The organism is Mesorhizobium sp. M0870 (assembly GCF_040319775.1).
Classification (GTDB): Bacteria; Pseudomonadota; Alphaproteobacteria; order Rhizobiales; family Rhizobiaceae; genus Mesorhizobium.
In genome coordinates this window covers 49,745-71,046 of record NZ_JAMYOI010000018.1, presented here as the reverse complement: position 1 = coordinate 71,046, position 21,302 = coordinate 49,745, and the positions used below count along the sequence as shown (strand labels likewise).

Annotated in this window: 22 protein-coding genes; 11 read left to right on the top strand and 11 right to left on the bottom strand. The window is 61.5% G+C overall.

Translation table 11 applies throughout. The features are described from left to right. Positions 1–258: 258 nt before the first annotated feature. Positions 259–3,369 (top strand): CheR family methyltransferase, encoded by a 3,111-nt coding sequence (locus NKH97_RS21475; RefSeq protein WP_352798734.1) that lies wholly within the window; start codon positions 259–261, stop codon positions 3,367–3,369. Continuing rightward, a complete protein-coding gene (locus NKH97_RS21470; RefSeq protein WP_023809467.1) occupies positions 3,366–3,746 on the top strand; it encodes a response regulator in 381 nt (126 codons plus the stop codon). The genes NKH97_RS21475 and NKH97_RS21470 overlap by 4 nt, the downstream gene beginning before the upstream one ends. 427 nt (positions 3,747–4,173) lie before the next feature. On the opposite strand, the gene NKH97_RS21465 is transcribed toward NKH97_RS21470, so the two are convergent. From NKH97_RS21465 to NKH97_RS21455, 3 genes are all read right to left on the bottom strand, one after another. After that, complete coding sequence (locus NKH97_RS21465; RefSeq protein ID WP_023809466.1) at positions 4,174–5,352, bottom strand: zinc-dependent alcohol dehydrogenase; 1,179 nt, start codon at positions 5,350–5,352, stop codon at positions 4,174–4,176. Positions 5,353–5,427: 75 nt separating this feature from the next. Continuing rightward, positions 5,428–6,213, bottom strand: coding sequence for an SDR family NAD(P)-dependent oxidoreductase (locus tag NKH97_RS21460; RefSeq protein WP_352441964.1), 786 nt, complete (start codon positions 6,211–6,213; stop codon positions 5,428–5,430). A gap of 212 nt (positions 6,214–6,425) precedes the next feature. After that, positions 6,426–6,761 carry a hypothetical protein gene (locus tag NKH97_RS21455; protein ID WP_352798733.1) on the bottom strand — a complete coding sequence of 112 codons (336 nt, stop codon included), beginning with the start codon at positions 6,759–6,761 and terminating at the stop codon, positions 6,426–6,428. A gap of 41 nt (positions 6,762–6,802) precedes the next feature. On the opposite strand from NKH97_RS21455, the gene NKH97_RS21450 reads away from it, so the two are divergent. The 7 genes from NKH97_RS21450 to NKH97_RS21420 all read left to right on the top strand — a co-directional run bounded on the left by NKH97_RS21450 (position 6,803) and on the right by NKH97_RS21420 (position 10,083). Next, positions 6,803–7,021: a hypothetical protein gene (locus NKH97_RS21450; RefSeq protein ID WP_013533186.1), complete on the top strand. Its 219-nt coding sequence runs from the start codon at positions 6,803–6,805 to the stop codon at positions 7,019–7,021. Between the two features lie 4 nt (positions 7,022–7,025). Continuing rightward, complete coding sequence (locus tag NKH97_RS21445; RefSeq protein ID WP_013533184.1) at positions 7,026–7,244, top strand: hypothetical protein; 219 nt, start codon at positions 7,026–7,028, stop codon at positions 7,242–7,244. An 87-nt stretch (positions 7,245–7,331) separates the two neighbouring features. Then, positions 7,332–7,559 carry a hypothetical protein gene (locus NKH97_RS21440; RefSeq protein WP_023809461.1) on the top strand — a complete coding sequence of 76 codons (228 nt, stop codon included), beginning with the start codon at positions 7,332–7,334 and terminating at the stop codon, positions 7,557–7,559. Between the two features lie 220 nt (positions 7,560–7,779). Continuing rightward, positions 7,780–8,172, top strand: coding sequence for a hypothetical protein (locus tag NKH97_RS21435; RefSeq protein ID WP_352798732.1), 393 nt, complete (start codon positions 7,780–7,782; stop codon positions 8,170–8,172). Then, positions 8,169–9,389, top strand: coding sequence for an NRAMP family divalent metal transporter (locus NKH97_RS21430; RefSeq protein WP_352798731.1), 1,221 nt, complete (start codon positions 8,169–8,171; stop codon positions 9,387–9,389). Before NKH97_RS21435 ends, NKH97_RS21430 begins: the two co-directional genes overlap by 4 nt. Continuing rightward, entirely contained in the window at positions 9,389–9,748 is a 360-nt protein-coding gene (locus NKH97_RS21425) for a hypothetical protein (protein ID WP_128307633.1), read from the top strand. The genes NKH97_RS21430 and NKH97_RS21425 overlap by 1 nt, the downstream gene beginning before the upstream one ends. A 2-nt stretch (positions 9,749–9,750) precedes the next feature. Further along, the gene (locus tag NKH97_RS21420; protein ID WP_352798730.1) at positions 9,751–10,083 is read left to right on the top strand and encodes a hypothetical protein; all 333 of its coding nucleotides are present in this window, start codon (positions 9,751–9,753) and stop codon (positions 10,081–10,083) included. A gap of 30 nt (positions 10,084–10,113) precedes the next feature. Here NKH97_RS21420 and NKH97_RS21415 read toward each other — a convergent pair whose 3' ends face one another. Then, the gene (locus NKH97_RS21415) at positions 10,114–10,440 is read right to left on the bottom strand and encodes a hypothetical protein (RefSeq protein ID WP_023809457.1); all 327 of its coding nucleotides are present in this window, start codon (positions 10,438–10,440) and stop codon (positions 10,114–10,116) included. 352 nt (positions 10,441–10,792) lie between these two features. Beyond that, entirely contained in the window at positions 10,793–11,065 is a 273-nt protein-coding gene (locus NKH97_RS21410) for a GNAT family N-acetyltransferase (protein ID WP_352798729.1), read from the bottom strand. A gap of 389 nt (positions 11,066–11,454) precedes the next feature. Here NKH97_RS21410 and NKH97_RS21405 point away from each other — a divergent pair, with 389 nt between their 5' ends. Further along, positions 11,455–11,652 (top strand): hypothetical protein, encoded by a 198-nt coding sequence (locus NKH97_RS21405; RefSeq protein WP_013530427.1) that lies wholly within the window; start codon positions 11,455–11,457, stop codon positions 11,650–11,652. Positions 11,653–11,774: 122 nt separating this feature from the next. On the opposite strand, the gene NKH97_RS21400 is transcribed toward NKH97_RS21405, so the two are convergent. Next, positions 11,775–12,293: a YciE/YciF ferroxidase family protein gene (locus NKH97_RS21400; protein WP_013530428.1), complete on the bottom strand. Its 519-nt coding sequence runs from the start codon at positions 12,291–12,293 to the stop codon at positions 11,775–11,777. Positions 12,294–12,728: 435 nt separating this feature from the next. Between NKH97_RS21400 and NKH97_RS21395 the strand changes: the two genes are divergently transcribed. Further along, positions 12,729–14,291 carry a GMC family oxidoreductase gene (locus tag NKH97_RS21395; protein ID WP_023809454.1) on the top strand — a complete coding sequence of 521 codons (1,563 nt, stop codon included), beginning with the start codon at positions 12,729–12,731 and terminating at the stop codon, positions 14,289–14,291. 67 nt (positions 14,292–14,358) lie between these two features. On the opposite strand, the gene NKH97_RS21390 is transcribed toward NKH97_RS21395, so the two are convergent. From NKH97_RS21390 to NKH97_RS21370, 5 genes are read right to left on the bottom strand one after another with little or no spacing between them, the layout of a single operon-like run. Beyond that, on the bottom strand, positions 14,359–15,885 hold the full coding sequence (locus NKH97_RS21390; RefSeq protein WP_031212579.1) for an aldehyde dehydrogenase family protein: 1,527 nt from the start codon (positions 15,883–15,885) through the stop codon (positions 14,359–14,361). After that, positions 15,885–16,691: a creatininase family protein gene (locus NKH97_RS21385; protein ID WP_352753518.1), complete on the bottom strand. Its 807-nt coding sequence runs from the start codon at positions 16,689–16,691 to the stop codon at positions 15,885–15,887. The genes NKH97_RS21390 and NKH97_RS21385 overlap by 1 nt, the downstream gene beginning before the upstream one ends. Next, complete coding sequence (locus NKH97_RS21380) at positions 16,688–17,662, bottom strand: ABC transporter permease (RefSeq protein WP_352798728.1); 975 nt, start codon at positions 17,660–17,662, stop codon at positions 16,688–16,690. Before NKH97_RS21380 ends, NKH97_RS21385 begins: the two co-directional genes overlap by 4 nt. Positions 17,663–17,672: 10 nt before the next feature. Next, positions 17,673–18,695: a Gfo/Idh/MocA family protein gene (locus tag NKH97_RS21375; protein WP_352551558.1), complete on the bottom strand. Its 1,023-nt coding sequence runs from the start codon at positions 18,693–18,695 to the stop codon at positions 17,673–17,675. Positions 18,696–18,706: 11 nt separating this feature from the next. Next, the gene (locus NKH97_RS21370) at positions 18,707–21,250 is read right to left on the bottom strand and encodes an ATP-binding cassette domain-containing protein (RefSeq protein ID WP_352551557.1); all 2,544 of its coding nucleotides are present in this window, start codon (positions 21,248–21,250) and stop codon (positions 18,707–18,709) included. Positions 21,251–21,302: the final 52 nt, after the last annotated feature.

Below are 21,302 nucleotides of genomic sequence, written 5' to 3'. Positions count from 1 at the left end.
CAACCGTCTCGTAAGCGCCAGCATGCGATCCGGGACGGCCCCAGCATGGGAACTTCCAAGCGATCCAGGCTCCCCCGATACCACCGGCGTCGGGAGTTTTATGTCAGCAGATCGTTTTGCCATTGAACCACCATTGATATCGGGTTCAACGTCATCCCTGACGTCTTGTTCCATCCGTCTTGCGCGCTATATGGTTGTGTCCTGTCCGATCCGGCCTTGAGGGGATTTCAGGTCGGGTCGGCGAAAGGGGGACATGCCGTGACTGCCCGATCGACTAGATTTCCCATCGTGGGCATAGGCGCGTCCGCGGGCGGCATTCCCGCGATGGAAGGTCTGTTCAAGGGCGTGACCGGTCAGCCTGGTATGGCTTTCGTCATCATCACGCATCTCAGCCCCAAGCGCGAAAGCCTGTTGCACGAGGTCATCAGCCGCTACACCGAGATGCCTGTCATCGTGATCGAGGACGGCATGGTGGTTCAACCCGACCACGTCTATGTGATGCCGCAAAACGTGACATTGGCCATTGAATCGGGGGTGCTGCACCTGCGCCGGCCGAATGGGCTTACCCAGGAGCGCAAGCCCATCGATATCTTCTTCGCTGCATTGGGTGAAGACCAGGGCGAATATGCCGTTGGCGTCATCCTGTCGGGCGGCGACTCCGATGGAACCCTGGGCGCCAAGGCCATCAAGGAGCGGGGCGGGTTTACCGTCGCGCAAGCGCCGGACGGCTATGGGCCGCGCAATCCCGACATGCCACAGAGCGCTATTGCCAGCGGACTCGTCGATGTCGCTGTGCCCGCCGAGGAGATCGGGGCGAAGCTGGAGGCTTTCGCCCGCGGCTTCGATCCGCTGGAGGGGCTGGCGGAAGATGATGGCGACCATACGGCCGACATCGATAAGGTGCGAGAACAGATATACGCCATTCTGCGCAGCCACTCCGGCCACGACTTCTCGGGCTACAAGACCAAGACATTCCTGCGCCGCGTGAAGCGGCGCATGCAGATCGCCCAGGTCCATTCCATCAGCGCTTATATAGACTGGCTGAAGAAGGATGCTCGCGAGGTGATGAACCTTTTTCGCGATCTGCTGATCAATGTCACCAACTTCTTTCGCGACCCCGATGCCTTCGAGTTGCTCGAGCGAAAGATCATACCGCAGCTGTTCGAAGGCAAGACCGCCAGCGACACCGTCAGGGTCTGGGTTCCCGGATGCGCCACGGGCGAGGAGGTGTTCTCCATCGGCATCCTGCTGCGCGAACACATGGAGAAGCTTACGGTCGTTCCGCGCGTCCAGATATTCGCGACCGACATCGACGAGCCGGCGCTGGCGGTGGCGCGGGCGGCACGCTATCCGGAAGCCTTGCTGCAAGGTCTTTCTCCCGAACGCAAACAGCGGTTTTTCAACGGCGATGGCGAAAGCTATGTCATCAGCAATGCGATACGCGAACTGTGCATCTTCTCGCCGCACAGCGTCATTCGCGATCCACCCTTCTCGCGCATGGACTTGGTCTCCTGCCGCAATCTGCTGATCTATTTCGGCCCGATCATCCAAAACCGCGTCATCCCTGTCTTCCATTATGCGCTGAAGCCCGGCGGTTACCTTTTCCTTGGCACCTCCGAAAGCGTCGGGCAGCACGACGATCTGTTCGCCACCGTCGACAAGAAACATCGCATCTTCCATGCGCGGGAGCATGCCTCACCGCACATCAGACTGCCGGCCTTGATCGGGGAAAGTCATTCCAGCGTCTTCCCATCCGAAAGCGCCGGCTCGAAGAAGGGACTTGTCGGCTATCCCTTGCGGCAGGCAGTGGAGGCGCAGGTGCTGGAACGGTTCGCGCCGCCGCATGTCCTGGTCAACGCCGAGGGCGATGTCGTCTATTATTCGGCCAGGACCGGCAGATATCTCGAAGCGCCACAAGGGATTCCCAGCCGGCAGTTGCTGACGATGGCAAGGCGTGGGCTGCGGCTGGATCTCCGCGCCGCACTGCGCGAAGCGACGACCACGCGCCGCACAGTGGTGCGGGAAAACCTCACCGTGGAGGAAGACGACGAACGGGTCCAGCCGATCAGGCTGACGATCGAGCCGCTCGCGGAACGCGGCAACGGCGAGCCGCTTTACCTTGTCCTTTTCGAGCCGTCGGGCCCGACGCAGGCCCGCTCAGAGGAAGACGGCGGCAGCCGTGACAGTGACAGCACCGCCGATCTCGAGCGGGAACTGCGCGATACCAGAGAGCGCCTGCAATCGATGATCGAGGAATACGAGACCGCGCTGGAGGAGGTGAAATCGTCGAACGAGGAACTCGTCTCCGTCAATGAGGAGGCGCAATCCACCAATGAGGAACTCGAAGCCTCGAAGGAGGAGATGCAGTCGCTCAACGAGGAACTCAACACGATCAATGCCGAGTTGACGGCCAAGATAGAAGAGCTCAATCACGCTAACGGCGATCTGCGCAACCTGTTCGAAAGCACTGACATCGCGACCATTTTCCTCGACCGCAGCCTTGTGGTCCGCACCTTCACGCCGGCGGCGTCATCCTTCTTCAGCCTGCGCCCCTCCGATGTTGGCCGGCCGCTGACGGATTTGTCGAGCCAACTCGACTACCCAGAGTTGAAGCAGCACATCGACAAGGTGTTCGAGACAGGCGAGATCCTGAATCACCATCTGGCGCGCGATGCCAGGGGCTTGTTCCACATGGTCCGCATCAATCCCTATCGGGACAAGGGCAACAGGATCCAGGGCGTGGTGGTGACACTTGTCGACGTTACCACGCTGGCACAGGCAGAAGAGCATCAGCAGGTGCTCATCTCGGAACTCAACCACCGGGTCAAGAACATGCTTGCGGTGATCGCCAGCATTGCAAGCCGCACGCGGGAAAGTTCTGATACGAAGGAGGAGTTCGCGGATGCGCTGATCGGCCGCCTGCATGCCATGTCGCGGGCCTACGGCCTGCTGACCCGGGAGAGATGGAAGGAAGCCTCGGTCAGGGAATTGCTCCAGCAGGAGCTCGAACCCTTCGGCATCGAGCGGGTTGAACTCGATGGCGCAGACGTGAAATTAGGCCCGCAACAGGGGCTTTCCCTCAGCATGGCCATTCATGAACTGGCCACCAACGCGGCCAAGTATGGCGCTTTGTCAAAAACCGACGGCAAGGTCAGTGTGCAATGGTCGATCGAGGATGACAGTTTCACATTTGGCTGGCGAGAGAAGGACGGTCCTCTTGTCGAGGCGCCCTTGGACAACGGCTTTGGCCTGACCTTGTTGCAAGGAGAAATCGGTTACAGGCTCGGCGGCCATGTCGAGACCGCGTTCCACAAGGACGGCCTCAGCGTCCAGATCGCGTTTCCGGCAAATCACAAGGAGGCGCCGTGAGCGACGACAGGCCGCGCGTTCTGGTGGTCGAGGACGAATGGCTGATCGCCGAAGACGTCGCGTCTCGCCTGCGTGCGGCGGGTTATCCGGTGATCGGCCCGGTCTCGTCGGTCGCCGCGGCTCGTCAGCTTATCGATGCAGGCAAAGCCGACGTGGCGCTGCTGGACATTCAATTGAACGGTGAAACAAGTCTGCCCGTGGCCGAAACATTGCTGGCTCGCGGCATCCCCTTCGCATTCATGACCGGATTTGGGCCGCGCGACGTTCCCACACCCTTCCGAAACTGCAAATTCGTGCCGAAACCGGCAGGCGACGCTGCACTTCTCAACACCCTGGCCGACCTGGCATCGCTTCGTCCCGACAAACACTCGCTGTGATTTCAAGAGGCCGGTTTCGATCAGTCCAGGGGCTTGTCGGTCGGCCTAGGCGTGGTGCTCGCCTGACGCGGCCGCCCGGCGTTTCGATTGGCAACCGGATTGTCCAGCGGCGGGGCCGATGGCCGGGATGTGCCGGCGGTTTTCGGCGTCAGCGGCTTGGCACCGGCATCTGTGTCACTGGCGTCCCGTCTCGGGTGCGGCAGAGCATCGGCGTTTGGCGACCGGACGCTGGGTTTCGATGTGGGATTCTCATTGCTCATGGCGATAACTTCCTTCGCAGCGGGCGGGCACGACAGTCTCGTCGCCCTGAGTTTATTCTGCGGGTCAACCGCCGCCACGGTCGAAAGTTCCAGGTTCCTCGGCAGCGTCGGTGCTATCCTTGGCGGGGAATCCGCGCAAGGTGGACCCCGCGCAAGATACCGACATCTCAGCCATGCGGTCGCATCACCACCTTGATGCAGCCATCCTGCTTGTCACGGAACGTCTTGTAGAGGTCCGGTCCCGCTTCGAGGTCTGCCCGGTGCGTGATCACGAAGGAGGGATCGATGTCGCCCTTCTGTACCATGGCCAGGAGCGGTTCGAGATAGCGTTGCGTGTGCGTCTGACCCATCCGGAAGGTCAGTCCCTTGTTCATGGCGGCGCCGAACGGAATATGATCGACGAGGCCGATATAGACGCCGGGCACCGAGATGGTGCCGCCTTTGCGGCAGGAGTAAATTGCTTCGCGCAATACATGCGGCCTATCGGTGCCGAGATAGACGGCAGCCTTGACCTTGTCGAGCATGGAGTCGGCACTGGCGCCGGGATCCGACTCGGTACCGACACAGTCTATGCAGCGATCCGGACCGCGGCCATCGGTCATCGCCATCAAGGCGTCGTAGATATCGGAGTTGCTGAAGTCGAGCGTCTCGGCCTTGCCGTGCTCGCGAGCCATCGCCAGCCGCTCCGGCACCTTGTCTATGGCAATGACGCGGCCGGCGCCGAGCATCCATGCGCTCTGAATGGCGAACTGACCAACCGGACCGCAACCCCAGATGGCGACGGTTTCGCCTGGCTCGATGCCGGCGTTTTCAGCCGCCATATAGCCGGTTGGAAAGATGTCGGAGAGGAACAGCACCTGTTCGTCGTCCATTCCCTCGGGCACCTTTATCGGACCGACATCAGCGAAAGGAACGCGCAGATATTCGGCTTGCCCTCCCCAATAGCCGCCGACCAGATGCGAATAGCCGAACAGGCCAGCCGGGGATTGTCCCATCACTTCGGCAGCCTGTTTGGCATTGGGATTGGACCTGTCGCAAAGCGAGAACAGCCCCTTCTGGCAAAACCAGCATTCGCCGCATGAGATGTTGAAAGGCACCACGATGCGGTCGCCCTTTCTGAATTTCGAATGGCCGCTGCCGACTTCCACGACCTCGCCCATCGTCTCGTGTCCGAGCACATCGCCCGACTCCATCGTCGGCATATATCCGTTCATCAGATGCAAGTCCGAGCCGCATATGGCGCAACAGGTGACTTTGATGATGACGTCACGATCATCCTCGATGGCGGGATCAGCCACCTGGTCGCATCGAATGTCGCCTTTGCCGTGCCACGTGAGCGCTTTCATGATGGTGCTCCTGCCTTGGAAGAAGGTCGGCAGAAGAGTCTGCCCGACATTTTGGTTTGGCGTGAAGGCCGAACGTCAGCCTTTGGAGGCAGAACCCGGCTCGGCCATCTTGCGGTGCTGTTCGGCCAGCGTGCCTGCCGGCGTCACATGCGCCGCGGCGACCTGCAGCTTGTTCTTCCAGCCGCTGATGACTTGTTCCTCACCGTCCATCATCGCCTCGTAGCCGGCCTCGGCCACATCGGCGGGATTGTCCTTCTCATCGGTGCCGACCTTGGTATCCATCATTTCGGCGCGTTCGAAGAACCGCGTCTGCGTTGCCCCGGGCATCAGCACGGTGACTGTGACTCCTGTGTCCTGCAATTCATGACGCAGTGCGATCGAGAAGGAATCGATGAAAGCCTTGGTGCCGTTGTAGACCGCCTGGAAAGTGCCCGGCATGAAACCAGCGATCGATCCTGTGAAGAGGATGCGGCCTCGGCCGCGGCGTGCCATCCTGGCTCCGAGTTGATGCGCGAGATAGACGGTACCGGTGATGTTGGTGTCGATGATGCGGCGGACTTTTTTCCAATCCTGATCGACGAAACCACGGCCGAGCCCACGTCCGGCATTCAGGAACAACAGGTCGACATCGCGATCGCCGATCCCGGCGATCAAACGATCGACACCTTCCTCGGTCGCCAGATCGGCCTCGATGGCTTCGACAGTCACACCATGCGAACCGAGCGCCTCGGCGGCCTGCCGGATCGCAGGTTCGTCGGCGGCTATGATCAGATGGTAGCTGTCCTTTGCGCACAGTTTGGCAAGTTCCTTCCCAATGCCGCTCGAGGCGCCCGTCACCACGGCCAATTTTTCATTCGTCATCACGTCCTCCGAACTTCGCTTCGGCCGAACCACTGTCGGAGCTGATTGTTCCGTGCGGGTTGATGCGCGGCCGTATGCGGGCCGTGACAACGATTTGTTCTTGAGTTCAATGAACACGCGGCGTGGAGAGGTGGAACAACTCAGGTCTGGGCGAGTTCGATATCATGCAGCATCGTTGCTCCCCTTGTTTGATGCTGCACGATCGGGTCCCCTCAGCCTGATCCGCTCGCGCTTTCTATCGGAAAGCGCGAGCATCTAATCACCTCGACAATCATGTTTTTGGAACAACAAACCCGTTCGGCAGTTCGGGGCGCAGGAGGAATAAAATGCAATACGCCGAAGAAATCGCGCTCAGGCGCGTGAAAATGCTGGTCGAACAATATGTTGTCGCCAGGAGCAGGAGATATGATTTCGTCTCGACGGAACTTGCCTGCAAGGCCATTCGCCAGGTCGTACGAAGTCCGATCGAAGACGCCGAACTGGACCATTTGCTGGCTAGAAGCGCGGTCAAACAGGGGCTCTCGGTGCGGTTCGACCGAATAGGTCATTGGCAGGCGGCTTCGCCCGGACTCAGCCAGGAGAAATCAGCATGAGGGCAGTGTTATTGATGTCGGCGGCATTGCTCGCCTTGGCGGGGTGCAACGACAATGCCGATCCAGCCAAGTCCAAGACGGATACCACGAACAGCCAGCCCGTCGACAAGAATCCCACGACGGACACCAACCCGACGCCGCAGACCAGCACCGGCGGTGAGCAGCAAGGTACGCAGCCAACGCAGCCGGCATCTCCCAAGCCAAGTGGTGGCTAGGCCTATGGAGCGACGCAACGCAATAATCTCGCTGGTGATAGCGGCGGTCATCATTGTCGGTTTCGTCGTGGGCTTTTTCTACGTCGATATGGGCTGGCAGACCTCGCCGCTGAAACGCGCGCCGGAGCAGAACCAGGGCGGCAATGCCCCCGCGGATACCGCCCCGGCTGCCGGCGTCCAGAAAAATCCCAGGGAAAACACGGAAATGCCGGGGCAACAGTGATCGATGGCCGGCAGCAACAGGCGAGGCGACGTCGCGGTGACGGTGCCGAACTGAGTTTAATACAGCATGGATCTGGAGTGTGGATGAATGGGCATCCTTTCCGACCTCGACAAGAAACTGACGGACAATATGTACGAGCACGGCAGCGAATTCACCGATGCGGTTTCGGATCTGCCGGAAGCAGTCGTGGAAGCGGTCGAACGGCTGATGTTTTTCATCCAGCCCGACGCGCGCGATACAGTCAGAACTCAGGTTCTCGGCCTCATTCACGAATACAGAATCCAAGACGCGCCGAACGGGGATCGCCCCGCCTGACCTTCAGCTTACGCTGGTGCGGCAATTGAAACCGATCGGGACCTGGCTCGCCGCCTCGTGCTCCGGATCGGCGGACGCGGTCGTTGACGGACCCGACGAGTGCTCTAGATCAGATTTACGCCGGCCACGGTTTTGTTGGGTCGGGGGAGACTATTCGGTGGCGCACCAAACGCCTGATTTGATCGTTAGACGCCGCTATCTCAGGCACGACTGCTTGTGCTTGCTGTTGCTGATGTTGTCGGCATGCTCATCTTCCGATCAGATCGAGCAGCAATCACGAACAGCGGCCTCCGCATCGCAGACCGTGTTGATGGCGCTGGACGCCTGGGCGGCAGGGGCGGCGCCGACCGCATACACGGTGGGTACGCTGCAATCGATCGGCGAGACGCTTGCCGACGCCGGGGCGCAAATCCGGTCCGCGCAAACCAGTGAACCCGCCGAGCAAGCTTCACTGACAAAGGCAGTCTACGATTTGTCGGTCGCGGTGGCGCGTGCAGAGGCCGGATTGCAGGCGGGCGACCGGCCGGAAGTCCAAGACGCGCAACAGGATCTGCGGCTGGCATCGCGTGCGCTCGCTACCGCCTACGCCAAGTATTTCGCGCCGAAGCCATGAAGAAGCTCATGGAAATATCCCTCGGCGTCGTCACCAGCGTCGGCGGCTTCCTCGAAGTTGGGTCCATGGCGACGGCGGCGCAGGCAGGCGCGATGTTTGGCTTCCAGTTGATCTGGGCGGTGGTGCTAGGCACCATCTGCATCATCTTCCTTGTCGAAATGTCCGGCCGGTTCGCGGCCGTGAGCCATCACACGATCTCCGACGGCATCCGCGAGAGATTCGGCTTCAACGTCTTTCTATGGCCGTTGCTGGCCGCCCTGCTGGTCAATTTCCTGGTGCTGTCCGCCGAGATCGGCGGCGTCGCCATTGCGCTCGAATTTGCCACCGGCATAGGCTTCCAGTGGTGGGCACTGCCGGTGGCTTTGCTGGCGTGGCTGCTGCTTTGGAAAGGCACCTTCGGCTTCATCGAGAAGGGCGTATCTATTCTCGGTCTGGTGACGCTGTGTTTCGTCGTCGGAGCGGTGATGCTGAGACCCGATTGGACGGCAGTCGCAAGGGGCGCCGTGCCTTCGCTGCCGGTCCACGATGCCGCCAATTACTGGTTCATGGCGGTGAGCATTCTCGGCGCCTCGATATCGCCCTACCTCTTCATGTTCTATTCCTCGGGGGCCATCGAGGACCGGTGGGACAAAAGCTATCTCGGAGCCAATCGGGCCATAGCGGGGTTGGGCATGACTTTCGGGGGGACCATCTCGATCGGCGTGTTGATCGTGGCCGCTCTCGTGCTCGCCACGCATGGCGTCACCCAGGTGGACGACTATCACCAATTGCCGTTGATGCTGATATCCATATTCGGCTTCTGGGGCTTCGTGCTGTTTGTTGCCTCCCTCGCCATTGCCTGCTTCGGCGCCGCACTAGAGGTCGGGTTGCAACAGGCCTATCTTGTGGCCCAGGGTTTCGGCTGGAATTGGGGCGAGGATCGCAAGCCGCGCGACGATCCGGGTTTCAGCGCCACCTACACGATATCATTGCTTTTGGCGGCTATTCCCATCGCGCTTGGTCTCGATCCGCTGAGGCTCACCATCTTCTCCATGGCGCTGACGGCAGCCAGCCTGCCGCTGACGGTCGTTCCTTTCCTGTTTCTGCTGAACGACAAACATTATGTCGGCGAGCATCGCAATGGCTTTTTGTCGAATGCCGCCGTCATCTTCATCATCGCGCTTGGCTTCGTACTGGCGGTGGTGACCATCCCGCTGCAGATATTCGGAGGCACATGATGAAGTTGCTGCGTGATCTCCTCGACAAGCAGGTGGTCGACCGCGAGCAGATCAAGATCGGCAAGGTCGACGGGCTGGTGGCGGAGTTGCGGCCTGGCAAGCCGCCTCGGATCATTGCCATCGAGCTCGGCTCCATCACCCTGGCACGTCGCCTCGGCGCACGGCCTGGGCGCTGGATGGCGCGGCTCGCGGTCAAGCTGGGTGGCAAGCAGCATGGCGAACCCCATCGGATCGCCTGGCACAAGGTCAAAGATATCGGCATCGATATCGAGTTCGACATCGATGTGCGAGAAACGTCGATCTTCGCCTGGCAGGACTGGTTGCGCGACCATGTCATCGGGCGCATCCCGGGAGCTTGATGATGACCACGGTCAATCTCGAGCATCTGGCTGGGCGACGCGTACTCTCGCAGCGCGGCAAGAATGTCGGCTATATCGAGGAGATCCACGCCGAACGGGATGGTGACGATTTCCTCGTCACCGAATTCCATGTCGGGGTCTACGCCGCTTTCGAGCGCCTCTCGGCCTCGGCCATAGGCGTGGCGGTGCTGGATCTTTTCCGATTGCGCCGCCGCGACGGTCTATATCGCATCCCTTGGGACAAGCTCGACATTTCCGATCCCGCGCGACCGCGGCTGCTGTGCCCAATGACCGAACTCTCAGGCATGAAGGGCGCACCAGACCTCCAGGAATAGGCGTGGGGTGCTGCATCGTCGGGATCGTTCTCAGCGCAGCATGCTTGCCGCCAGGAAAACCACGGCTGCTATCAAAACGACAGCTGCAATCACCAAAACCGGCCAGTTGGCGCCAGGCCGCAGTTCCGGCTCGCCTTCGACCGGGCGCATGGCATTGGCAAAGCTGGCATCGTTTTCGAATTCTGGACGATTGCGCGGCGGACTTGTCCCAGCGACCGGATTTTGTGTGTCCGCGGCCTCTGCGTCTGTCTCAAGCGGGGCAATGGCGGGATCGAACCCCGGCGTCTTGTCCTGCGTCGCTCCTGCCTGAACTTCGCCTCTGGCCGCGGCAGGGGTCGGACTTGAAACCTTGGCCATGATTTCTCCCTTTCAACCACGCCCTGGCAGACTTGCACTTGTGAGCGCGGCGAGAGCAAAGCTTGCGTGCGCCGGAGCGGCCTACCACGGTCGATTTGCTCGCCATGCGGTCCTCGTAGCGCACGCCAAACTTCTGCCGCCGCCGATTTGTTCCAAGCAGCAACACCCACGGCCTGAGTCGGTTCACACGAGGCTGTGGCGCTCAAGAATTTGGCTGTGGAGCATGGCGTCGCAAATTGGCGTTGGATCAGCCTTGGCAGATCATATGAACAGTCACTGCTCGCTGCGGGAAAATGAACCGACCCGTCGCTGCCTCGCGATTGAGGCCATGACGGCAGGTTCGCGATCAATTTCACAGCAGATCTTTCCGAAGGAAGATGCGGGCATGTCCAGGGATCCCGAATTCGACTTTGCCAAATTCCTCGAAACCATGGCGCATGTAGAATACCGGTGCCTGGAAACTGCTCGTCTCCACGACGGCCTTCTTACAGCCACGCCGGATGGCTTCTTCCTCGACAGTCCTGAGAAGTTGTGAGCCAAAGGATTGGCCACGCAACTGCTCAGGCAGGAAGAACATGTCGAGAAACAGGAGCCCGAGCTCCGTTCTGCCCCAAAGCCCGCCCAAGACTCTTCCTGAGTGGTCGCAAAGCTCCGCTCCGATGACAGCTCGGTCGTCGATCCCGGTCTGTGCGATGTTGTATTATAGAGCGCTGCGGCGGCCTGCGCTCTATCATCCTCGCTATACGTCAAAGCGGTTGTAAATCTCTCGGATCGGAATGACATGCATTTTCCTCCTGGGTGGGCACAGGCATGAGACCCGCCGGCAACGTCGGTCACGGCCAAGATGAACTCGTTGCCAACGCCAAGAAATAAATCCGACAGCCATCTCAGGCGCCTTCGAACGCCGCGGGCTTTGTGGTCTTCACAAAATGTTACGTGAGGGAACGTTCGCGCCTGACTCTTCTTAGGCAATCGAGGCGGTTGTCGCCTCGTGGATTTTGAAGGAGAAGAAGAATGCCCAATCAAGGTGGTAGTCACGAACAGCATGTGAAGGCAGGCCAGCAGAGCCACAAGAACGCCGACAATAAAAACCGTCAGCAACAGCAGGCCGCTGGTGGTGGTCAACGGCAGCAGGGCGATGGATCCGGCATGCGTGGTGGAACCCACGAACAGCACGTGAAAGCTGGCGAACAAAGCCACAAGAACCGCTGATCGCGGTTGATTTCAGCAGACCCACCCCGAAGTAGGGGTGGGTCTGATTGCATCTGAAGGGGTACCGACGAAGAGGCCGGGTCGCGAAGTCGCCCGGCGGCTTTGGCGCCGGGCACAACCAGTCAGGCAGCTTGCTCCAGGGCGCGCTCATTGACACCGCCTTCGCCCAGCCCGGAAAGCGCTTCGTCCGTCGCGACCTCCTCTTTCAATGTCTCGTTGAGGAGCTTGACCACGTCGCTCTTGCCAAGCTGTTCAGCCCACGCGACCAACGTGCCATAGCGCGCGATTTCATAATGCTCGACGGCCTGTGCCGCGCCGACCAGCCCTGCATCCAGCGCCGGGTCACCCTTGTATTCGTCGAGAATTTCCGACCCTTCCTCAAGAATGCCGTCGATCGCCGGACAGGTCTTGCCGCGGGCCGGTTTGTCCATAAGTTCGAACACTTGCTCGAGCCGATCGACCTGGCCTTCGGTTTCCATGCGATGTTTCTCAAAGGCCGCGGCCACCTCCTCGGATTCGGCGCCCTTTGCCATCTTCGGCAAGGCTTTGAGTATCTTCTTTTCAGCGTAGTAAATGTCCTTCAGCCCATCGAGGAACAAAGCCTCCAGTCCCTTTGTCGTCGCTCTTTTTGCAGTCGCCATGATTTGTCTCCCTGGATTGTCGTGAAAGCTCACCGGCGGTGTAGCCATGGACTAACTTTCCATGGAAGCAGTTGTTCCCTGGGCGCGACTCGGAAGGGCAGCACGCCAAACACCGCTTTTGTCGAAAACCGATCGCTGTCAAAAGGCGATGGATGATGACGGTGTGAGAACCGCCGGCAGGGGACGGAGAGCACCGGGGTTCTTCGCGCGATATAGAGCAGATGGTGAAAAGAAACCCTTCCGATGGGTTCATATACGAAATCATATTTACATATAAAACAAATCATGATGATCTTGCAGTCGTGCAACGCTAAGGTGGTTGGTTCCGGCGTATATCGCTGAGCCTGAATGCCAGCAGATGATCGTGCACAAATGAAATCAACATGATGTCGCGGTCGAGCCAGCCGTGCATTGGTCGGATCCGGGGAGTACGGCATGCCGTTTGATGTCATCGTTGTCGGAGCCGGCGCAGCCGGGGCTGTTCTTGCCGCCCGGCTCACCGAAGATGCGGCCACGACCGTGCTTTTGCTGGAAGCGGGGCCGGACTACCGGAGCGGCGAGCAACCTGCCGAGATGGCGAGCCCAAATCCCTTCAACCTGCTGCTTCCCGATCATTTTCAGCAACAATACATGTATCCCGACCTGATGGCTCGCCGCACCAAGCGGCAGGAGCATCGGGTCTACTGGCGCGGCAAGGGGCTTGGCGGTTCGACGGCCGTCAATGGGCAGATTGCCATTCGCGGCGTGCTCAATGCATTCGACCGCTGGGAGCAAATCGGATGCAAGGGCTGGTCGGGAGCGGATGTGCTGCCCTTCTTCTGCCGCCTGGAGGACGACCCGATCGCGGCCAATTTTCACGGCAGCGGCGGCCCGATTCCGATCTACCGCGCGCCTGTCGAAAGCTGGGGAAGCGTCGACAAGGCCATGCGCCAAAGCGCGATGGCTCTCGGCCATCCCTGGCATGACGATCTCAATGCTCCGGATGCCGAAGGGGCTTGCACCTATCCCATCAACAGTCGAGCCGGCAAGCGCGTGTCGGTCAATGACGGCTATCTGGAAGCTGCCCGCGACCGGCCGAACCTCACCATCATCGGGCAGGCGACGGTGGACAAGGTGCTTTTCGATGGCAAGAAAGCGATCGGCGTTTTGGCCATCGTGGCCGGTCAGGTTCGCAAATTCGAGACGCCGCTGGTTATCGTCTCGGCCGGCGCCATCCACTCTCCGGCCATCCTGCAGCGCTCGGGCATCGGTCCGGCGGCTCTCTTGAAACGAAAGGACATCGAGGTGCTTGCCGACCTGCCGGTCGGCGAAGGTTTCTTCGACCATCCTTATTGCCGCATCGAACTGAAGCTGAAGCCGGAATTCAAGGCGACCGATGTCGACGCGCGGCATACCAACTGCTGTGTGCGGATGAGTTCCGGCGTGCCGGGTGCCGAGCGCGACGACATTCTCTACGTCGCCATGAACCATGGCGGTATCGGCGTGGAGTCCGACAGCGCCCAGTTCGGCGAGGCCATGGTCAATCTGATCCTGATGGAGGCCAAGAGCCGCGGCACCGTGCAACTGCGTTCCGCCAACCCTTTCGACCAGCCGATCGTGGAAGAGAACATGCTGGACGATCCAATGGATCTCCAGCGCATGCGTATCGCCTATCGCCACCTTGGCGAGATTGCCCGGCAGGCGCCGATCCAGGCGATCGCCGAGCGCGTCCTGCTGGGGGATTCCGATCTGCCTTTGTCATGGCTCGAAACGGCAAGCGACGAGGAGGTCGACAATTTCCTGCTGGCGCAGTCTTCCGATGCGCAGCATGGGATCGGAGGCTGTTGCATGGGGGGGCCCGGCGAGGCCGTGGTCGATCCGGAATGCCGGGTCTACGGTTTGGAAGGATTGCGGGTTATCGATGCGTCGATCATGCCGCTCGATTGCCAGGCAAACACCAATCTCACCTCGATCATGATTGGCGAGAAAATGGCCGACAGCCTGCGCCGGTCCACCTGACAGCTCTCTGCCGAACTGCATATGGTCGCGAGGGCAGGCCCGCGCAAAAAGGCGCGGGCCTTGAATGTCAGCGAGTGACATCCACGGTAATCGTCTTCAGGTCGCACATTTCCATCAGCGTGTGCCGCCCACCGGTGCGACCGAGGCCGCTCTGCGTCCCGGCGGCGCCGCCGGCAGGAATATGCGGCTCCCAATAGCAGCTCATCTCGTTGATGTTGACGATGCCGACCTTCAGGCTTTCAGCAAAGGCAAAGGCGTTCTTGATGGTGCTGGTGAAGACCGCGGCCGACAGGCCGTAGGGGCTGGACGCCGCAAGTTCCATCGCCTCCCCGTCGGTCTCGAAGGTCAACACGGGTGCGATCGGCCCGAAGGATTCCTCGACATTGAGCAGGCTTTCCCGGGTCAGTCCTGTGACGATCGACGGCTCGAAATAGAGATTGGTGGCAAAGCCCGCTGCCACATTGCCGCCGGTGACGATCTCGGCGCCGCGCGCGCGGGCGTCCGCGATGTGGCTGAGCACCTTGTCGACGGCCACCGCATTGTTGATCGGACCCATCGTCGTCGCGGGATCGAAAGGGTCGCCCATTTTCACCTTCGCGGCCGCTTTCACGAGACCTTCGATGAAACGGTCATGGACGGATTTATGCACCAGCACGCGTTCGGTGGCCGTGCAGATCTGCCCGGCATTGGCAAAGCAGCCGGCCCCGACCTGGGCGGCAGCCATGTCGATATCGGCATCGGCCAGCACGATGGTCGGACCGTTGCCGCCCATTTCGAGCAGAAGCGGCTTGCCCGCGCCACGCCGGGCGATCGTCGCGCCGGTGGCGGAACTGCCGGTGAAGCCGATGGCATGGGTGCCCGGATGAACGACCGCCTCGTCGCCCACCTCCGCACCGTCACCCAGAACGAGATTGATGGCGCCGTCCGGCAGGCCCGCCTCGATGAAGCATTCGACAAGTGCAGTGGCAATCAGCGACGTCGTCGGCGCGGGCACCCAGACGACGGTGTTGCCCGTTGCGACGGCCGGTCCGAGATAGTAGAGGCAGGGCAGGGCGAGCGGGAAATTCCAGGGTGTGATGATGGCAAAGACGCCCTTCGGCTGCAGGAAGCTGAAGGCGCGCTTGTTGGCATCGGCAAGCGGAAACGCCGCCGTCTCCAGCCACTTCATCTGTTCTGCCGCATTGCGGAAGCCGAGAGCCGCCGCCGACGCTTCGGCCTTTGCTTCGCTGTGGAACGGCTTACCCTGTTCCAGGCAGAGCAGGCGCGCAAGCTCCTCGGCGCGCCTGTCGATCGCGTCGGCAATGCGCATGCATAGTTGAGCGCGCGCGAAGGTTCCCATCTTGCGCATGGTCTCGCGTGCGCCTTCGGCGGCTTTCACCGCGCGACCGACATCGGCGCGGGTGGAAAGGGAGAGATAGCCGAGATGCTCGCCCGTCGAAGGACTGTCGATTTTCAGGAATTTGCCCGAGCTGCCGGCAATCCACTCGCCGCCGATGCGGTTGATGCCGATGCGGGCGGCTGCTTCCGGCTCCGAGACGATCGCCATGCCGCGCAGGTTGGGGCCTTCGAGAGAAGATTTGAAATGGACTGTCATCATGCGTTCCTTTGGCCGAATTCGGATTGGATGTTCAAAATGGCGGCGCGGCTGCGTTCCACGGCTGCGATGAAAAGTCTGCTGCCGGCCGAAGCGCTCGCCTGCGATGGCGTGCCGATGACGCCGTTGTCGCGGATGGCTTCGAAACGGCGCCAGACGGTGACGGCCGGCGCCGCGTAAAGGTGAGGATCCGGCCAGGATGGCGGGGTGCCTCCTGGTGGGATGAGATCGCGGCGAACGCCGTCGCCAAGCACATGCATCATCAACGAGGTTTCAAGCGCGCAAGCGTGACCGGTGCCCGTGGCGGCATCGGGCAGGGCCTCCGCCGCCACGTCGGCGATGAGATCGAAATACGAGAAACCCGCGGTGACGATGCCACGCTGGCCAAGGGTGGTGATCGCCACCTGGATGGCGGCGCGGTTTCCGCCATGGCCGTTCAGCATGACCGGCAGGAAGCCGTCTTCGGCAAGGCAGGTGCAGAGATCGACGAGCACGGCGATGAAGGTCCGCGGACTGAGGCTCATCGTGCCGGAGAAGGAGCGATGATGCTCGGACGAGCCATAGGCGAAAGGTTCGGCGACACGCATGGAAGCCTGTCCTTCCGCCGCGGCGAGAGCGACTGCTTCCGCAAGCCAGCAATCGACGCCGAGAGGCAGATGCGGGCCATGTTGCTCGACAGCCCCGAGCGGCAGAATGACGACGGGTTTATGCACGCCGGCTGTCGCGTGTCTTTCCGTATCCGGCGAGGTCATCAGCGCAAAGCTGGACCTGGGCGGGATCGGCAAGGCCGGAACTGGCTCGCTCATCGTGCTGCCTCGACGAGCCGCGCCTTGGCGTAAGTCATGCCGGAATCGGCCAGGAGAGCGACCATGATGATTGCACCCTTGTAGAGTTCGAGGCTGGAAGGATCCGTGCCGAACACCCGAAGCGCAGTTGTCAGCAGACTGACGATCAGGGCGCCGACGACCGCCCCCCACACCGTTCCCCGTCCGCCGAAGATACTGGTGCCTCCAAGCACGGCAGCGGCGATCGCGTCCAGAAGCAGCGAGGTACCGCCGATATTGGGCGTCACGACAGGCACCCGGCTGATCATGATCACGGCCGTCAGGAAGACGAAGATGCTGGAGGCGCAATAGACGAGGATCGTGTGTTTCGTCACCGGGATGCCGGCAAGTTCCGCGGCTCCGGCATCCGACCCGAGCGCATAGGTACGCAGCCCGAAACGGCTGTGCCGCATCAGGATTGCTGCTACGGCAACGATCAGGAGCGTTGCGAAGATGACATTGGGAATGCCAAAGCTGCGCTCAATGCCGACCGCGCGAAGCGTCGGATCCTTCAGCATCAGGACGCCTTTGGAGGCAACGGCAAGCGTTGAGCCCTGCAGCGCGACCATTGTGGCCAGTGTCGTCACGAAGGGCGGTATCTTCAACAGTGCGATAACGGCGCCGTTCGCGAGGCCGATCACCACCATCACGGCAAAGCCGACGAGCAAGGCAAGCGGCAGGCCGGCGCCGCCGTCGATCAGGCTGGCGATGAAGACGGCGCAGAAGGCGACGCCGACGCCGGCGGACAGGTCGATGCCCGCCGTCAGCAGAACGATCAGAGCCCCAAGCGCCAGGATGGCGATCGGGGTCGCCTGGGCGACGATGTTGATGAGGCTGGCGGTTGAAACGATGCGGGCGTCGATGAGCGCGAAGATCGCCAGCAGGATGACCAGCAGGATCAACGGCGAGAGGTCGAGAAAGCGCCTGCACCAGATGTTCTGTTGGCGGGTCATGAGGGTTCTCTCATCGGATGTGCCAGTCTTCGACCGGTTCGCGCAGGCCTGATTTGACGCTGCGCAGGATTGCATCATTGACGGCGACGGCGCGCAGGGCGTCGCCAACCGGCATCACGAAAGGGGTATCGTCGCGAACCGCCGAAATGAAATGGTGGACCTCCTCGAAGAGATCCCCGGTGATACGGCCATTGACGGTCGGCCAGTGCAGGGCGTCGGGTTGCGACCACTGTCCATGCGACAGGATGCGTAGACCGTGGTCGCGCACGTCGAGGTCGATCATGCCTTCGGTGCCGATGATTTCCGTGCGTGCCCAGATGCCGGTCGGAACGGTCGGTGGCAGCGTCCAGCCGAAATAGAGCTGTCCGCTCATTCCGTTCGACAACTCGACGGTGGAGAAGATCGCATCTTCGGATCTAACTCCGAGCGAAGGCATGAGCTTGGCGACGGGCCGGGAGTAGACGGCGATGATGTCCGAACCCGAGATCCATTGCAGCGCATCCACGTCATGCACGCCGAGGTAGAAGCAGACGCTCGAATTTCCGTTCATGCGAAGACCGACTTCGCGACTGGTGAAACGGCCGCTGCTGCCGTGGATCGGCTCGCCGATCCGCCCGGATCTTACCGCTGCCGCGGCCTCGCAATAGCGAGGGTCGAACCGCAGGATGTGGCCGACCAACAGGCGTGCGCCGCTTCTCTCCGCTGCTTTCGCGATCGCCTTGGCAGGGGACAGATCATGAGCCATCGGCTTTTCGAGCAGCACCGGCTTGCCGGCATCGAGCAGAATGCGGCAGACGTCTTCATGCAGCGTGTCGGGTGCCGCCACGATATAGGCGTCGGCGGCATTGGCGGTCAGCGCGGTGGTGGCATCGCGGAAATACCGGGCACCGAAATCCGACGCGGCCTTGCTCCCCGTGGCAGCATTCGGATCAACGAATGCCGACAGTTCGGCGACAGGACTCGCGGCAACCACCTGCGCATGCAGGAGACCCATGTAGCCGGCACCGACGATGGCGATTTTCAGCTTGCTCAAAGGGTTTCTCCTTACAGGCATGGTGCAAGGTTGGATGCTGGCCGGGGTGCGCAAGCTTGTGGTGTGATCGTGCGATCACCGAAGGCCAGCGTCATCACGTCTTCTTCCGTCGCCCCACGAGCCAGCGTGCCGACAGAGTGGCCTTCGCGCATGACGACGATGCGGTCGGCAACGCCGAGAACCTCGGGCAACTCGCTCGACACCATGAGGATCGCCGCGCCCTCGGCCTTCAATCTTGCGATTAGGTGATGGAGTTCGGATTTTGCGCCGACGTCGACGCCGCGTGTCGGCTCGTCGAGCAGGATGATCTTCGGCTTAGTGGCAAGCCATTTGCCGATGACGACCTTCTGCTGATTGCCGCCCGAAAGCTCGATGGTCATCTTGTCGGGCTGGGCCGGCCGCACGCCGAGTGAGCCGATGAGATCGCGGGCGAGTGCCAGGATGCGGCGAGGTCTCAGCAGGCCGAAGTGACTGTTATCGCGAATCCAGGCGAGGGACAGATTGTCCCTGATCGACATCGTGCCGACGAAGCCTTCCAGATGCCGGTCTTCGGGTATGTAGACGATGCCGGCGCGATTGGCGGCCTTGGTGTCGCCGCCGGTCTGCTGCCCGCCGAAAATTCTGAGCGTGCCGCCATGCATGGTCTCGAGGCCGGCAATCAGCCTGAGCACCTCGGAGCGGCCGCTTCCCATCAGGCCGGCGAGCGCGACGATTTCGCCCCTGCACACGCTGAGCGTGGCCGACTTCAAGAGCTTGCCATCGGAGATGTTGCTGATCTCGATCGCGGTTTCGCCGACTTGCGCTTCGAGATAGGGGAAGATGTCGCCGACATCGCGCCCGACCATCATGGAGACGATCTCGGCCTCGTTGGTCTGGCGGGTCTGGCGCTCGCCGATGAACCGTCCGTCACGCAGAACGACGACGCGGTCGCACTGGCTGAAGATCTCTTCCATCTTGTGCGAGATGTAGAGGATGCCGGCGCCGCGAGCTCTCAGCCTGTCGATCAGGTCGTAGAGCTGGTCGCGCTCGCGGTTGGAGAGCGCGCTGGTCGGCTCGTCCATGATGAAGAACCAGGCATCGGACAGAACGGCACGGGCAATTTCCACCATCTGCCGGTGCCCGACGGAAAGCGTTCGCAGCTCCGCGCCAATGTCGATATCGAGCGACAGCTCGTCCATGATGGATTTCGCATCGCGCCGCATCCGGGCCCGGTCGAGAAATCCCAGGCGGGTATGCGGTTCGCGGCCGATGAAGAGATTCTCCGCCACCGTCAGGTCCGGCGAAAGGCTGAAATGCTGATGGATGACGCTGATGCCCTTGGCGTCGCTGGGGGAGTGGAACTGGACGGCGTTGCCGTCGATGACGATCTCACCCTCGTCCGGACGATGCAGACCGGAAATGCACTTCACCAGCGTCGATTTTCCGGCCCCGTTCTCGCCGGCAAGTCCTACCACCTCGCCGGCCGAGACGGCAAAGCTGACACCGTCGAGTGCCTTGACGCCCGGAAAAGACTTGCCAAGCCCGCGCAAGGCGATGCTGTGTTTGCCGACCGGTGTTGCGGCGGTGTTGCGGGGCGACGGGGTGGACTTGCGGCCACTGGTTTTGAACAGGGCGGCGACACTCTCCGGCTGGCTGGTGAGAACGGCCACCAGAATGAGGCTCGCGGTCACGAAGTAGATCAGGATCTGTGGTACCTGCAGGAAGGACAGGCCGGTGTTGATGACGCCCAGCAGCAGCGCCCCGATCGCCGTTCCCCAGATGGAGCCCTGGCCGCCGGACAGTTTCGTGCCGCCGATGATGGCGGCTGTGATGGCTGTAAATTCAAGCCCGGTGCCGGCAAGCGGCTGTGCCGAACCAAGGCGGCCGATGGTGAGGATCGCGCCGAGCCCGGCCGTTGCGCCGGCAATCAGGTAGACGGAGATGCGCACGAGGTCGACGGGAACCAGTGAGGCCCGCGCTGCTCCCGCATTGCCGCCGACCGCATAGATCCAGCGCCCGTACACCGTGCGATTGAGCACGAACCACCAGAGGCCCAGGCAGATGGCGGCGATGATGACGGAGACCGGCAGGAGGCCGATCGTCTCGCGTCCCGCGAAAAGCAGGACCGGATCGGCGACCGCGATGCTCGATGCGCCGGAGAGACTGAGCGCCAGGCCGCGCGCAAACGCCATGGTGGCGAGCGTTGCGATGAATGGGGAGATGCCGGCAAAGCCGATCAGCGCTCCATTGAGCAGACCGATTGCGGCACCGCCACCGATCGCGGCGAGAAGGCTCAAGCTCGCCGAGCCGGTTGCCGTGTAGGCAAGGCCCGCGGCGATGCCGGAACAGGCAAGATTGCTGCCGACGGAAATATCAATGCCGCGCGCTATGATCACGGCCGTCATGGCAAAAGAGATGAGGGCGATGACCGCACTCTGCTGCGCGATACTGACAAGATTGCCGGTCGACAGAAAACGCGGATCGATCCAGCCGAAGACGGCGATGGCGACCAGCAGCACCGCGATGAGAACCGGTTCGTTGCGCCGCAGTAACGGAGAGGTCCAGGACTGGAACATGGGGCGGTCCTCTTATCGAGCATCATGCGCGGTCACCACGGAAGCGGCGACG

What these genes read in the sequence shown, in the direction of transcription:
- NKH97_RS21465 (WP_023809466.1), bottom strand. Translation starts at nt 5,352, where the DNA reads ATGAAAGCGCTCACGTGGCACGGCAAAGGCGACATTCGATGCGACCAG.
- NKH97_RS21460 (WP_352441964.1), bottom strand. Translation starts at nt 6,213, where the DNA reads ATGACGAATGAAAAATTGGCCGTGGTGACGGGCGCCTCGAGCGGCATT.
- NKH97_RS21455 (WP_352798733.1), bottom strand. Translation starts at nt 6,761, where the DNA reads ATGACCTATTCGGTCGAACCGCACCGAGAGCCCCTGTTTGACCGCGCT.
- NKH97_RS21450 (WP_013533186.1), top strand. Translation starts at nt 6,803, where the DNA reads ATGAGGGCAGTGTTATTGATGTCGGCGGCATTGCTCGCCTTGGCGGGG.
- NKH97_RS21445 (WP_013533184.1), top strand. Translation starts at nt 7,026, where the DNA reads ATGGAGCGACGCAACGCAATAATCTCGCTGGTGATAGCGGCGGTCATC.
- NKH97_RS21440 (WP_023809461.1), top strand. Translation starts at nt 7,332, where the DNA reads ATGGGCATCCTTTCCGACCTCGACAAGAAACTGACGGACAATATGTAC.
- NKH97_RS21430 (WP_352798731.1), top strand. Translation starts at nt 8,169, where the DNA reads ATGAAGAAGCTCATGGAAATATCCCTCGGCGTCGTCACCAGCGTCGGC.
- NKH97_RS21425 (WP_128307633.1), top strand. Translation starts at nt 9,389, where the DNA reads ATGAAGTTGCTGCGTGATCTCCTCGACAAGCAGGTGGTCGACCGCGAG.
- NKH97_RS21420 (WP_352798730.1), top strand. Translation starts at nt 9,751, where the DNA reads ATGACCACGGTCAATCTCGAGCATCTGGCTGGGCGACGCGTACTCTCG.
- NKH97_RS21415 (WP_023809457.1), bottom strand. Translation starts at nt 10,440, where the DNA reads ATGGCCAAGGTTTCAAGTCCGACCCCTGCCGCGGCCAGAGGCGAAGTT.
- NKH97_RS21405 (WP_013530427.1), top strand. Translation starts at nt 11,455, where the DNA reads ATGCCCAATCAAGGTGGTAGTCACGAACAGCATGTGAAGGCAGGCCAG.
- NKH97_RS21400 (WP_013530428.1), bottom strand. Translation starts at nt 12,293, where the DNA reads ATGGCGACTGCAAAAAGAGCGACGACAAAGGGACTGGAGGCTTTGTTC.
- NKH97_RS21395 (WP_023809454.1), top strand. Translation starts at nt 12,729, where the DNA reads ATGCCGTTTGATGTCATCGTTGTCGGAGCCGGCGCAGCCGGGGCTGTT.
- NKH97_RS21390 (WP_031212579.1), bottom strand. Translation starts at nt 15,885, where the DNA reads ATGACAGTCCATTTCAAATCTTCTCTCGAAGGCCCCAACCTGCGCGGC.
- NKH97_RS21385 (WP_352753518.1), bottom strand. Translation starts at nt 16,691, where the DNA reads ATGAGCGAGCCAGTTCCGGCCTTGCCGATCCCGCCCAGGTCCAGCTTT.
- NKH97_RS21380 (WP_352798728.1), bottom strand. Translation starts at nt 17,662, where the DNA reads ATGACCCGCCAACAGAACATCTGGTGCAGGCGCTTTCTCGACCTCTCG.
- NKH97_RS21370 (WP_352551557.1), bottom strand. Translation starts at nt 21,250, where the DNA reads ATGTTCCAGTCCTGGACCTCTCCGTTACTGCGGCGCAACGAACCGGTT.